14 protein-coding genes and 2 tRNA genes are annotated in these 12,395 nt (G+C 65.4%); 6 read left to right on the forward strand and 10 right to left on the reverse strand.

From position 1 onward, the window contains the following. The first annotated feature begins 45 nt into the window (after positions 1-45). Together radA and IPG14_RS07640 are read left to right on the forward strand one after the other, a co-directional pair. Complete coding sequence (gene radA / locus IPG14_RS07635; RefSeq protein WP_343391409.1) at positions 46-1,398, forward strand: DNA repair protein RadA; 1,353 nt, start codon at positions 46-48, stop codon at positions 1,396-1,398. A gap of 44 nt (positions 1,399-1,442) precedes the next feature. Further along, complete coding sequence (locus IPG14_RS07640; RefSeq protein WP_343391410.1) at positions 1,443-2,375, forward strand: succinylglutamate desuccinylase/aspartoacylase family protein; 933 nt, start codon at positions 1,443-1,445, stop codon at positions 2,373-2,375. Between the two features lie 2 nt (positions 2,376-2,377). On the opposite strand, the gene IPG14_RS07645 is transcribed toward IPG14_RS07640, so the two are convergent. Then, entirely contained in the window at positions 2,378-2,815 is a 438-nt protein-coding gene (locus tag IPG14_RS07645) for a CBS domain-containing protein (RefSeq protein WP_343389036.1), read from the reverse strand. Positions 2,816-2,964: 149 nt separating this feature from the next. Then, on the reverse strand, positions 2,965-3,441 hold the full coding sequence (locus IPG14_RS07650) for a pyridoxamine 5'-phosphate oxidase family protein (RefSeq protein WP_343389035.1): 477 nt from the start codon (positions 3,439-3,441) through the stop codon (positions 2,965-2,967). A 61-nt stretch (positions 3,442-3,502) separates the two neighbouring features. On the opposite strand from IPG14_RS07650, the gene IPG14_RS07655 reads away from it, so the two are divergent. Next, positions 3,503-3,576: transfer RNA gene (locus IPG14_RS07655), tRNA-Gly, on the forward strand. A 12-nt stretch (positions 3,577-3,588) separates the two neighbouring features. Here the strand turns inward: IPG14_RS07655 and IPG14_RS07660 are convergent. The 3 genes from IPG14_RS07660 to gltA form a co-directional block, all read right to left on the reverse strand. Continuing rightward, on the reverse strand, positions 3,589-3,960 hold the full coding sequence (locus IPG14_RS07660) for a limonene-1,2-epoxide hydrolase family protein (RefSeq protein WP_343391411.1): 372 nt from the start codon (positions 3,958-3,960) through the stop codon (positions 3,589-3,591). A gap of 136 nt (positions 3,961-4,096) precedes the next feature. Then, entirely contained in the window at positions 4,097-4,894 is a 798-nt protein-coding gene (locus IPG14_RS07665; protein WP_343389032.1) for a GGDEF domain-containing protein, read from the reverse strand. Positions 4,895-5,006: 112 nt separating this feature from the next. Continuing rightward, on the reverse strand, positions 5,007-6,455 hold the full coding sequence (gene gltA / locus IPG14_RS07670) for an NADPH-dependent glutamate synthase (RefSeq protein ID WP_343391412.1): 1,449 nt from the start codon (positions 6,453-6,455) through the stop codon (positions 5,007-5,009). Positions 6,456-6,602: 147 nt separating this feature from the next. Here gltA and IPG14_RS07675 point away from each other — a divergent pair, with 147 nt between their 5' ends. After that, complete coding sequence (locus IPG14_RS07675) at positions 6,603-7,151, forward strand: carboxymuconolactone decarboxylase family protein (RefSeq protein ID WP_343391413.1); 549 nt, start codon at positions 6,603-6,605, stop codon at positions 7,149-7,151. 2 nt (positions 7,152-7,153) lie between these two features. Here IPG14_RS07675 and IPG14_RS07680 read toward each other — a convergent pair whose 3' ends face one another. The 3 genes from IPG14_RS07680 to IPG14_RS07690 form a co-directional block, all read right to left on the reverse strand. Then, the gene (locus IPG14_RS07680; protein ID WP_343391414.1) at positions 7,154-7,648 is read right to left on the reverse strand and encodes a pyridoxamine 5'-phosphate oxidase family protein; all 495 of its coding nucleotides are present in this window, start codon (positions 7,646-7,648) and stop codon (positions 7,154-7,156) included. After that, complete coding sequence (locus IPG14_RS07685) at positions 7,629-8,231, reverse strand: GNAT family protein (RefSeq protein WP_343391415.1); 603 nt, start codon at positions 8,229-8,231, stop codon at positions 7,629-7,631. The genes IPG14_RS07680 and IPG14_RS07685 overlap by 20 nt, the downstream gene beginning before the upstream one ends. 760 nt (positions 8,232-8,991) lie before the next feature. Then, the gene (locus IPG14_RS07690) at positions 8,992-9,996 is read right to left on the reverse strand and encodes an MBL fold metallo-hydrolase (protein ID WP_343391416.1); all 1,005 of its coding nucleotides are present in this window, start codon (positions 9,994-9,996) and stop codon (positions 8,992-8,994) included. A gap of 201 nt (positions 9,997-10,197) precedes the next feature. Here IPG14_RS07690 and IPG14_RS07695 point away from each other — a divergent pair, with 201 nt between their 5' ends. Then, positions 10,198-10,590 (forward strand): hypothetical protein, encoded by a 393-nt coding sequence (locus tag IPG14_RS07695; protein ID WP_343391417.1) that lies wholly within the window; start codon positions 10,198-10,200, stop codon positions 10,588-10,590. Between the two features lie 131 nt (positions 10,591-10,721). On the opposite strand, the gene IPG14_RS07700 is transcribed toward IPG14_RS07695, so the two are convergent. Next, positions 10,722-10,797 (reverse strand) — tRNA-Arg (locus tag IPG14_RS07700). A gap of 89 nt (positions 10,798-10,886) precedes the next feature. Here IPG14_RS07700 and IPG14_RS07705 point away from each other — a divergent pair. After that, positions 10,887-11,768, forward strand: a complete 882-nt coding sequence (locus IPG14_RS07705; RefSeq protein WP_343391418.1) for a tetrahydrofolate dehydrogenase/cyclohydrolase catalytic domain-containing protein — start codon at positions 10,887-10,889, stop codon at positions 11,766-11,768. 440 nt (positions 11,769-12,208) lie between these two features. Here IPG14_RS07705 and IPG14_RS07710 read toward each other — a convergent pair whose 3' ends face one another. After that, on the reverse strand, positions 12,209-12,394 hold the full coding sequence (locus tag IPG14_RS07710) for a hypothetical protein (RefSeq protein ID WP_343391419.1): 186 nt from the start codon (positions 12,392-12,394) through the stop codon (positions 12,209-12,211). Position 12,395 lies beyond the last annotated feature (1 nt).

Genomic DNA, 12,395 nt, shown 5'->3' on the forward strand with positions numbered 1-12,395 from the left:
TGCCCCACTCGGAGCCAGCGCGACCGGCCTGTAGACTCACCACCGATGGCGCGTGCAGCTCGTGGTTTCCGGTGCAGAGAATGCGGTTGGGCGACGCCAGCGTACGTTGGCCGCTGTGCCCAATGCCAGGCGTGGAACACCCTGGATCAGTTCACCGAAACACAGCGTTCTGGTCCCGCGCGCTCAGCCGGCGTTGTTGTTCCAGGCAGGACCGTCCGGCTCGCCGACGTCCCCGATGAGCCGGGCCGCAGGCTCTCCACCGAGATTCCAGAGTTTGACCGTGTTCTTGGCGGGGGGCTCGTGCCCGGCTCACTCGTCCTGGTCGGAGGCGATCCCGGTATCGGCAAGTCCACACTCATGCTCCAGGCCGCCGCCCGCCTTGCACAACGCGGCACCGTTGTCGCCTATGTGTGCGGCGAGGAGTCACCCCGCCAGGTGCGATTGCGCGCGACCCGCCTGGGAGTCGGCGAAGCTCCCGTAACACTCATACCTGAGTCGAGCCTGGACGCCGCCCTCGCGGCCGCCGAAGGCGCCGGCGCTTCGGTCGTCATAATCGATTCGATCCAGTCGGTGTACGTCGAAGGGCTCGACACCCGCAGCGGCGGCCCGGCCCAGCTCTCCGAAGCCGGCGCCCGCCTCGTTGCTTTCTCCAAGACCAACGAGATAACCACCATCGTCACGGGCCACGTCACCAAGAGCGGCGAAATCGCCGGGCCTCGCCTCCTCGAACATCTCGTTGACGCCGTCCTCTACTTCGAGAACGCCGAAGGAGGTTCCGTTCGTGTCCTTCGCGCGATCAAGAACCGTTTCGGCGCGACCGATGAGGTCGGTGTCTTCGAGATGACGGGCGAGGGCCTCCAGAGTGTCGAAAACCCGAGCTCAGCGCTGCTCGAAAGCCACGACGCTGATGCCTCCGGTTGCGCGGTGACCGCCGTTATCGAGGGTTCCCGCCCGCTCGCGCTCGAAGTCCAGGCGTTGGCAGTCCCGACCAACCTCGCTTCGCCGCGGCGCATCGCCTCGGGTCTGGAGACTTCGCGCCTCCACCTTCTCCTTGCTGTGCTCGCGCGCCGGGGCGGAGTCAACACCGGTGCGATGGATGTCGTCGCCAGTGTGTCCGGCGGGATGCGCCTCCGCGACACCGGAGCCGACCTTGCGATCCTCGCCGCCCTGGCATCGGCCGCCTCGGACCAGCCCCTTCCCCGCGCGACAGCCTGCCTCGGCGAAGTGGCCCTCTCCGGCGCAGTCCGGCCGGTCCACCAGTCGCAACGCCGCCTCGCCGAACTTTCGCGCGTCGGCTTCAAACGCTGTCTCGTCCCGAACGGCACCCCCGCCGTGGACGGCATAGTGCTCATCCCGGTGCGGAACGTGCGCGATGCGCTCCAGTCGCTTCATCGGTAGCCCGTCTTTCCCGAGACGATCAGTAAGTCGCCTACAATCCACGCATGCGCCCGATCACCCGCCGAGCTTTCCTCGCTTCGTCGGCCGCCGTCGCGTTCGCTGCCTGCACTCCCGGCGGTTCGGGATCGGGCTCGAAACAGGTCGTCGTCGCACCGCAGCTGGCGGCCGAGGGAAACGAACCCCCGGTGCCCACGCCTGCGTCGACTTTGATACCGGCTCCGTCGCCCACACCTCTCCCTCGGGGGTCGGAGGAACGCGTCCTGCTCGCGGGCACCCCTTCCGAAACGCGCCTCTCGATACGCCACAGCGGCGCACGCGGGCCCGCGACGATGGTTCTCGGCGGCGTCCACGGCAACGAGCCCGGCGGTTGGCTCGCCGCCGACGAAGTCGCCTCCTGGGAGCCGGCGGCGGGCAGTCTCATTGTCCTTCCTCGCGCCAACATCCAGGCGCTCAACGCGTTCGTCCGGACGTTCGATGAAATCGCCGACCTGAACCGGATGTATCCCGGGGACCCCGACAGCGTCTTTCTCATGGAACGGCTGGCGTTCGAGATTCTCCAGACGTGCAGGGAATTCGGAGTCGAGCTCCTCCTCGACATGCACGAGTCCTGGGCGTTCTACGCGGAGTACCCACCCAACAGCGGTACTGGCGCCCTCGGCCAGACCATCACCGCCGGACCCGGACCACAGCAGGACAGCTTTGGTCAGCGCATCGCCTCGATCGCCAACCCCCAGGTGGCGCAACGCGAACAGTTCATCGTTCGGGAAGGCACGCAATTCGGGCGTCCCACGGCAACCGCGCCGTCTGGCCAGCCGCAAAGCCTGCGCGGCCGCAGTTCTCTCTCGGCCGGCGGGCACGTCCCCGGGCTCACGCCGATCCTCGTGGAGATGGGCCAGACCGACCAGCCGCTCGATCGTCGGGTCGAACTCCACCTCATCACCGCTCGCGCCGTGCTGCAACTACAGGGGCAGATCTGAACTCACGCCCGGCCGTTGATGTACTCCGTCATCTGGCGGATGGAGTCCTCCTGGTTCATCGTCACCCATCGCATCAGGTCGCCGCTGGAAACCATCCCAACGACTTCACCCGCGTCCAGCACCGGAAGGTGGCGGAACCGGCGCTCGGTCATGATCCCCATCGCCTCGTCGATCCGGGACTCCGGCCCGATAGTCACCAACTGGCGGGTCATTACTTCCGCCACCCGGATGAGTGCCGGGTCCCTGTCGGCATCGACGATCCGGCGAAGCACGTCGCGCTCAGTGAAGATCCCCGCGGGCTTGTGCCCATCCATCACCAGCAGCGCACCAACGCCCTTCTCATTCATCTCGCGGACCGCTTCCGCGACGGTCGCCGCTTTCCCCACGGTGTAGACGTGCCTCCCCTTTTCGGCGAGGACGCTACTCACCAGTCCGAACATCGCAACACCTCCGAATAGGGCTCATCCCAGTATAGGAAGCTGTCAAGGGAGGCCGCGGCGCTGGCGTTTGGCGGCTGCCGGGGAGTGCGAATGTTCGGATCCGCGAGATACAGTCGGCGTGGTCCGCCTGCCTGCCCTCGGCGAGTGTTCTAGGCCCGCCGGATCTTCTTGTTGTCCCAGGTCACCATTTTCGCGGGCGTGAAAACCACCCAACGCCAGTGCCTGCCACGGGCCGAGGACTCGTTCTTGCGGGGCTCCGCAGCCTCCCCGTGGCCACCGGCGTACTTCTTGCCCATCTGCCAGCGGACTTCTTCCATGCCGGGCTCGGCGGCCTCGGCCTCGGGGTCTTCGAGCACCTTCGCCTGTCCCTGGAACATTGCTCCCTGGAGCTCGGGGAACCGTTCGTTCTTGTCCACGAGCACCGTGCACGTCGTGTTCCGCCTCAGGTTCACGACCTTCTGCCCCCGGCAGTAAAAGAAGATCTTGCCTTCGGCCCAGCCGAACCAGAGCGGCGTTACGTTGATCCGCGTGCCGGGCCCGATTGTTGCGACCCGCATGTTCCACGAGGTCAACATGAGGTCGTCGAGTTCGTCTTTGGTTAGTGACAGTTCTTGCGGAATCGGCATGCGAGTGTGGCTCCTCGAATTGAGTGTGTCGGGATGATACGATGAACGGCGTTACACCCGGGCGGGTGTGGTTCAATGGCAGAATGCGACCTTCCCAAGGTTGAGACGAGGGTTCGATTCCCTTCGCCCGCTCCAAGTTTCCCCCACCTAGCTCATCGCTCGCGTATACGTGGCCAGGTCGAAGTAATCCCGCCACACACGGATCTTGCCGCCATCCATCTCGAAGACGCCCACGCACGGCAAGTCCACATGTTTTCCCCCCGCATCGGTCCGGTCGATCCGCTCGGCGAAGACCACGTTGCCCGCCGCCGCGACGTTCAACACTTCCCAGTCCGTCTTCTGCCAGCTCCCCAGGAATCGCTCGATCGTTCCCCGCACGGCCGGAGCCCCGACGGCGGGAGGCCCGGGCATGTTGTGGTACGTCGGTTCCGCGCTGAAGTACGTCATCATCCGGTCGGTATCGAGCGCGGACCACGCCGCACAGAACTGCCGGATCACCGCGACATTGTCGGTTGCCATCGGGATGTCTCCTGGAACAGGCTGCCCGGATTCTAGCGGTATCCGCCTGCGGGCGGGGCAACCAAGCAAGAAGCCCGCTGATGGCCAGATCAGCGGGCTTTCGTTTCCCAACCAGGTTGGCAGGGGAGAGACTGAGTCAGGCCACCGCCGGCTGTGAATGACGGTTGGCGCTCCGCACCGTCGCCGGGGTGACGACCGGGCCGTTCGCGCGCGCCCCGGCAAGGTCGCGTTGTGCTCGGCGCAGGAAGTCCCGCACCTCAAGTTCACCCTCATACCCTGAGAGTGAGACCACCGGGAACACCTGGTTCGCGTATTCGTGTGGAATCGCCGAGCCCAGCGCCGGCAAGAGGTTGTCCGCCTTCTCCGCTGCCGTCTGGTCCCGGTCATCGGCAATAATCGCCGCGAAAATCGGCCCCTGGAGATGGGCGACGAAGTCGCCTTCGCCGACGGCATGCCGCAGCGCTCGCGAGGCTGTCGGAAGGAAGCGGTCTTCGCTCGTCTTCACCCGCTCGTACCCACCGAAGTCCGTCAACACCAATGAGAAGCCTCGCCCGTTCCGCACCGAGCGCATCATCTGGCGCCGAAGCTCGAAGACGAAGTGACGGCTGTTCGGCAGGCCGGTTTCCTCGTCCTCGTAAATCCGCCCGCGCATCCGGTCGAGGGCACGATGGAATCGGCGGCCCTGTTCGGACTGCTCGTACCAGAACTGCGCGTGGATTCCCGCGAACAGCAGCGTCGAGAGACCGATCACCAGCACGTTCCCGCGCCCGCCAGTGGTTATGACCGTCTGTGCCTCCACCGCGAAGATCACGAGCCACAGCCCGAGACTGACCGGTCGCATCAGCCGGAGCAAAAGCGACGACTCCACCGAACCGAGTTCGGTCTGCTCGGTCGAAGGAAACAGGAAGGCGTTAAGCACTGGCGGCCTATTCATGCGACGGTCCTCTGGCGTTCTACATTGAAGGTCGAACGTCTCGGCTCCGGCGGACAGTGGCAATTTGTAAACCGCGCGTAATCTCTTCCTCGTGCGGGGCGATGGTTCGCGCTTAGCGCCGCTTCGGTGGCAACGTCGCGATGTAGTCGGCGATCGCCTGGGCTGCCACTCGGCCATCGGCGAGGGCTGTCACCACAAGGTCGGCGCCGTTCACGTTGTCCCCACCGGCGAACACTCCCGGCCGGCTCGTGCGCATCGTCCTGTCGACCTCGATCAGCGCCTTGCGGTCCGATCGAAGGCCAGATGTGGTCTGCGGTACCAGCGGGTCGGCCCCGTACCCAATCGCGATGGCAACGGCATCCGCCGGGATGAGGAACTCACTCCCCTTCACCGGGATCGGCCGCCGCCGCCCAGATTCGTCCGGCTCGCCCAGTTCCATCCGCTGGCACTCCACCGACACCACCTTCCCGCTCTCATCTCCAATGATCCGCGTTGGGAGCGTCAGCATCTCGAAGTTGACGCCCTCCTCACGGGCGTTCTTGCGCTCTTCTCCGCGGCCGAGCATCTCCGCCTCGGTACGCCGATAGACGCAACTCACGTTCTTCGCGCCAAGGCGGATCGCCGTCCGGACACAGTCCATCGAGGTGTCTCCGCCTCCGATGACCACCACGTTCTCGAGCGACGGCAACGCCTCGCGGTACATGTCGGGGAGTTGTTCCGGTGCGAGGTTGCCCCGGACCAGGAACTCGGTGGCGCTGTAGACACCCTTCAGGTTCTCGCCCTGGATCTCCATCTGGTTGCCAACGCCCGCACCAGTGCCGACGAAAACGGCGTCGAATTCGCCGCCGAGCATCGAGTCGATCGTTACGTCCTTGCCCACGTAGGTGTTGCACACGAACTTCACGCCCATCGCTTCGAGGTGGGCGATGTACTCATCGACGATGTTCTTGCGCATCTTGAAGTTCGGAATGCCATACACGAGTACCCCGCCTGGCTCCGGCCAGAACTCGTACACCGTCACACCATGGCCCATGTCCGCCAGTTGTTCGGCTACCGCCAGCCCCGCCGGCCCCGAGCCGACAACCGCCACGTTTCTTCCGGTGGGCTCCGGAAGGTAGCGAGGCATCGGGTAGCCCCCGAGCGACTGGCGCTGGTAGTCGGTGCAGAACGCCTCGAGCTTTCCGATCGTTACCGGTGGCTCCTTCCTCCCGTCCTTACGGATGGCGAAGCCGACGACGCATGCGCCTTCGCAAAGCTTCTCCTGCGGGCACAGGCGTCCGCACATCTCCGGCAAGTTGCTCGTCTCGCGGAACTTATTCGCCGCTCCCGCGATGTCCCCCAGTTCCAGCAGCGCGAACGCCCCCGGGATGTCGTTCGAGACCGGGCACGCCTCCTGGCAGGGCGCCGAGGGGCACTGGATGCACCGGGATGCTTCGATCCGGGCCGCGTTTAGGTCGAACCCGATGTAGGTCTCATCGAAGTTCTTCTTGCGTGCTTCCGCATCCTGCTTCGGTACCGGCTGGACGCTGATCGCGAGTCGGCGAGCTACTTCATGTGTCATAGGGCAAATCATCAGCGGCCACCCGTTTCCGGCTGGCCCTGTGTCGTCGTCCTTGTCGGAAAGTACTGGGATCGTATCCGAGCATCCGGGGATGTCAACGAAACCCTGTTCGGGCCCACAATACCCTGCTTCTACCGGAGGATCGCAATGCCCAGGCTCGCCCCCATCGACTTCGAGAACCTCACTCCCGAACAAACCACCGTGGCCGATGCCATCCGCAACGGCCCGCGCGGCGGACTGCGCGGACCGTTCGAAGCGTGGCTTCGCTCCCCCGGCTTCGCCGACCCGGCCCAGCGGGTAGGCGCCTACTGCCGCTACGGCTCCAGCATCCCGTCCGACCTCAACGAGATGGCCATCCTCATGACCGGCAAGTACTGGAAGGCCCAGTTCGAGTTCTGGGCCCATGCCCGCCTTGCCCTGCAGGCGGGCCTCGATCCCGCCATCGTCGAGGCCGTCCGCACCGGCGCCGAGCCGCCGTTCAAGCGAGAGATGGAGCGAGTCGTCTTCGACTTCGTGTCCGAATACCTGGCCACCCACCGGGTCTCCGACACGAACTACCGTCGCGCGGTCGAGACCTTCGGGGAAAACGGCGTCGTCGACATCATCGGCGTCGTCGGCTATTACGGCCTCGTCTCCATGACGCTCAACGTCTTCGAAGTCGAACTGCCGCCCGGCGAAACCAACCCGCTCGAATAGCGCTACTCAGCGTCCCCCCGGGACTCCTGGAATTCGCGGTCCGCGCGCTTGCCCCGGTACACCCGCATATCGATCGCGCGGGACGCCTCTGGGACGAGCTTGAAGAGCAATCGCGGTTCCGTCTGCATGTTTGCGAAGAACTTCTCGACCGCTTCAGCGTTCGCAGGCTCGCCCCGCCCGACGTACTTGGTGGCCAGCTCTTTCGAGATGGGCCAGATGTCGAACGTGTCCTTGTGATACGCCGTCACGCGTCCATCGAACTCGACGTGGCCCGTCATCGGCGGTCCCGATTCGATGCACAGCGATGCCCGCGGGTCGTTCAGGAGCTGTTTGCACCAGACACGGTTGTACGTCCCGGTGATCCAGATCCCGTCGGGCTTCCAGAGCCACCACACGGGCACCGTGTAGGGCATGCCGTCCTTCCTCAGGGTGGCGATAACGCCCACATAAGGCTGTTCGAGGTACTCCTGGAGGACGTCAGGCTTCATCCGTGGCATTGGTTGATATCTCCGGGTCTGATTCGACCTGCTCCTGGCTCTCCGGCTCCGCCGGACGCGAACCTTCGCGGAAGCAGCTCATGTAGACCAGGTCATCGTAACGGCCATCGAGCCAGACGTGGCGCCGGAGCCGTCCCTCTTCTTCGAACCCGGCTGCCCGGAACGCCTTCGCCGCCCGCTCGTTACTGGCGATCGTCGTCAGCCACACCTTCTCCATGTTCAGCAGCCGGAACGCGTACCGGGCCAACAGGGCCACGGCGTCACGGCCGTACTTCCGGTTCTGGTAGTCTCCGTCGCCAATCGTGATGCCGAGCTCGCACGTCCGCGCCGCGTAGTCGAAGTGGTGCAGGATGCACTGCCCGACGAACTTCCCTCCCTGGACTTCGATCCCGAACCAGAGCAGATCACCGCGAGGCCGCTTCAGGTGTTCCTCGAACTGCGCCACAACGCGTTCGTACTCCATCGGCATCGGCGCCACATCGCTCGAAAGCAACAGCAGCTCGACGTCGTTCAGGAACTCGCTGTATCGCTCCAGGAAGTCCCGCCGCATCGGCTTCAGGATGACTTTCTCGCCTTTGAGCATGACCTCTCCCCAAACCGGTCTCTACCAGAGATTCGGCCGGCGAAGGCTCGAACTGAAATCCGGAAGACCGCGCCTGGGGGGGGGGGGGGGGGCGGCGGCCGATCGCCCTGATCGTCTTCAGTTGCGTTATCGCAACGTTGGGCCTGTGGCAGCTCGCCGTGGTCATGGGGCATGGGGCGCTTTGGGCCAATAATGGCTCTTGGCAGCCTGCTGGTGGTCGAGGCCAGTCCGGGGGGGGGGGGGGGGGGGGGGGGGGGGGGGGGGGGGGGGGGGGGGGGGGGGGGGGGGGGGGGGGGGGGGGGGGGGGGGGGGGGGGGGGGGGGGGGGGGGGGGGGGGGGGGGGGGGGGGGGGGGGGGGGGGGGGGGGGGGGGGGGGGGGGGGGGGGGGGGGGGGGGGGGGGGGGGGGGGGGGGGGGGGGGGGGGGGGGGGGGGGGGGGGGGGGGGGGGGGGGAGGGCGTGGCGTGGTGCTGGGCCTGCGCCCCGCCGTCTTCGGAACTGTTCTCTGTTTCCATGTGATTCCAGTTCACGGACCGCCACGGCATCGCCGGGAGAGCGCATTTCACGGGCTTGAGCGTGCCCGTAATCGTCCTCGATCCGCTGAACCCGCCCCGAAAAGACGCGACGGTCGCAGTAGCCACACCCGCCCGGGCCACACCCGTTGCACCCACAGTTGCGCCGACCACAAGGCCGACCGTAACGCCGTCGCCAGCTCCGACGGCGACACTCTCGCCTACGGCCGTCGCCCCGCCGGTAGGAAACTCACCGTGACGCGTCAGCCGCGGTACCACTGAGTTCGTATCGCGGTGGCTCTTTCCACTCCGCTGAAGGCGGGTTCTCCTGCATCCGGATCTCGTTCCGCCGCTTTTCCGTTTCGAACTTCTTCGCCTGTTTGATCACCAGGTCCCGCTGCCTGACGTGTTCCACATCCCGTTCGCGTGCTGCTGCCGGTCGGGCTCGGCGCGGCTTGCCTTCGTACACCTTGATTCTTCCGTCGTCAGCCAACTGCTTCAGGTGAGAGCGCACGTTGCTATCGGCGGCGCGCCGGAGCTGCTTGTGAATGTCCGGATAGAGCTGGAGCATGATGTCCCAGCTGCTGACGGCCCCGCCGCCTTCGAGAACCTTCAGGATCTGGTTCTCGCGCATGTTCCGGTGGTTCACGTACATCTGCAGCCGTTCGCGCGGGTCATGCACGATCTTCCCATGGCCCGGGCAGATAACCTTCAGGTTCGGCAGCGCCAGCAGCCGCTCAAGCGACTTCCGGTAGCTCGCCAGCTCCCAGACCGTCGTCGTCGAGCTGCCGAGCAGCGTATCGCCGGTGAACAGCACGCCTTCTTCTTCGATGTAGTAGCAAAGCGAATCGACGCTGTGCCCCGGCGTCGCCATCACCTGCACGCGCACGCCGCCGTCCAGTTCGATCACGTCGCCATCTTTGAGCGTGTCCACCTTCGCCGGGATGCGCCCCTTCAGCAGGGCACGTCCGTTCGCAGGGATCGAAATGTCCGCTTTCAGGAACTCCTTCGCCCACTTCAGGTTTCCCGAATGGTCCGAATGGTGATGCGTGATCGTCGCGACCCCGATCTCCTCTTTTTCCACCGCCGCCAGGTAGCCCCGGAGGAACCACTGGTACCGGTCAATCGCCTCGCCGGAGTCGATCGTCAGGGATTGCTGCCCCTTCGCCCCCACCAGGTAGATGCAGGTGAAATCGGGATGCATCGGGTTCTCATCGGGCACCAAAGCCGCCCGCACGGACTCAGAAATCTGCATGGCGCGATTGTCGCGGGATGCGTGGAGGTTGTCGAACGGAGTGCTCTCCAGCAACACCCGGCCCGGCCGCCGAACGTGCACCGCCGCCGGGCCGAGTCATAGGGGGATTCCCCATTCACTCCCAGCATAGGTTGCCGACTTTCATGACAATACTTCCGGAGGGATCGGCGCGGTCGAAGTGGTGGAAGGGGACAGGGGCAGATGAGGGACATCCACGGGCTCATGCAGCTGGCGTTCGGACTTGCCCACGAAGTCTCGGAGGCGTCGCTCGATCTCGAGAGAGCTCCTGGTCTCTGCGGCCGGGGGGTCCACGCCCGCCTCATCGCTGACAGCGGCGTTTCCGCACTCGCCCATGTCGCATCGGCGTCGGCGGATCTCTCCGAAGGTGGCTTCAATGGCCGTTTGCGCGCGACGAGTTCGCTCCGGGGAGCACGGGAAGAACTCAAGCAACTCCGGGACCGCGTCCACACTGTCGCGACCGCCAACTACATCAGCGAAACGGCCGCTTCGGAGCTAACCAGCCGCATCGACGAGCTCGCTACCCTGATCATGGCGCTCTCGGTCGAGGTCCGCGGCGGCCGAAGCGCCGCATAGCCACGCAGCTGGCGACCGGGCTCCTTGGTATCTCCGGCCACACTGGTTCGAACCAACCCCGAAACAAAAAGGGTCCCGCCGCTCCTCGTCTCTCTTTTCTCTTTCCTCTTTCGCCTTTCCTCTCGAAAACCTGGCGCCCTCGGCAGGATTCGAACCTGCGGCCAGACGCTTAGAAGGCGCCTGCTCTATCCCCTGAGCTACGAGGGCGTGCCTCGATTCTACCGCCCATTCCTGCTGGCATTCCTTCGGCCGCGCTGTCCGGTTCCCCGTTTCCTGTTCCCCGCTACGCTTAGTGCATGGCAGCTCAGCTCATCGATGGCAACCAGATCGCGGCCGATATCAAGGCCGATGTCTCCCGGCGGGTTTCCGCCCTCAAGGCCCGCGGCATTTCCCCCGGACTCGCAGCCATCATCGTCGGCGACAACGCCGCTTCGATTAGCTACGTCTCCGGAAAGGCCGCCGACTGCGCCGAAGTCGGCATCTTCTCCGAGACGCTCCGTCTACCGGAGTCGTCGACTCACGACGAAGTGCTCGCACTCATCGCACGCCTCAATGCCGATAACCGCTTCCACGCCATCCTCCCACAGCTCCCCATGCCAAGGCAGATCGACGAAAGGGAAGTCATCGACGCGATGCTCGCCCGCAAGGACGCCGATGGTCTCCATCCGGTGAACCTTGGCCGCCTCCTCCGCGGAGAGCTCGATGGCGCTATCCCCTGCACGCCGAACGGAGTCCTTGAGTTGCTCCGGCGGACCGGCATCGACCCCGCCGGCAAGCACGTCGTCGTCGTCGGCCGGAGCACGCTCGTTGGCCGGCCGCTCGCGGTGCTTCTGAGCAACAAGGCGAATGGCGCCAACGCGACCGTTACGATCTGCCACACCGGCACCCCGGACATCGCCCGCTTCACGCGCGACGCCGAGATTGTGGTCCTCGCCGCCGGCCACGTGAACACGCTTACGGCGGACATGTGCAAACCGGGAGTCGTCATCATCGATGTCGGTGTCAACCGCGTCGATGCGCCCTCCCGCCCCAGCGGCTACCGCCTCGTCGGCGATGCGGCTATGGACGTGCGCGAAGTCGCTTCGTGGGTCACGCCCTATACCGGTGGAGTCGGACCGATGACCCGCGCGATGCTCCTGGTGAACACGGTCCGCGCCGCAGAGAAGGTCGCCGGTTAGTCCGGGTCGAGCCGTCCAAGGTCAGGCCGTTGATCCGGCTCAAAGTGCCGGTGATTGCGCGTGACCAGCGGGGGCCTCGTGCCACATCGCGACGCCCGCGATAATCAGGTCCCGGGCGTCGATTCGTTCGCCTGCGCTCGGGTCCCGGTCGATTCGCGCGGCCTCCAACGCCGACGGACGTCGTGCGGAACCACGGCAACGGGTCAGCTATCAATCCCGCGACCCGCTGTTCGTCATCCCCCGTCAGCGCGCCGCAAGACAAGTTCGAAAACCTTGACGGCTGTCGATAACGCAACCCTCGCTGACGAACGCGGGACAAGGAAACCACCCTTCGCACGCCCCGCAAGGCGTCGATCAGGACATCCGAGTCTATGATTCGTTCCGCCATTGCGTCCTCGAACGTTCGATGGCTTCGCGACCTCTGCTGCGCGGTTTCCTCGTCACATACGCCACTCAGGGCTTGAGCGCTCGACGCCCGTTCTTCTCGAGATTGCTTGCGGCGGCATCCCCAGGTGCCGCTTCAGAGTCTCGTCGATGAGCACCGAGAACCCCCGCTCGCCCCGTTCGGCTGCCATCTTCTTGAGCTTCACGAGCTTGGCTTCGTCGATCTCGATCGTCGTCCTCATG

It is taken from the genome of Candidatus Amarobacter glycogenicus (assembly GCF_016704105.1).
Lineage (GTDB): Bacteria > Chloroflexota > Dehalococcoidia > Tepidiformales > Tepidiformaceae > Amarobacter > Amarobacter glycogenicus.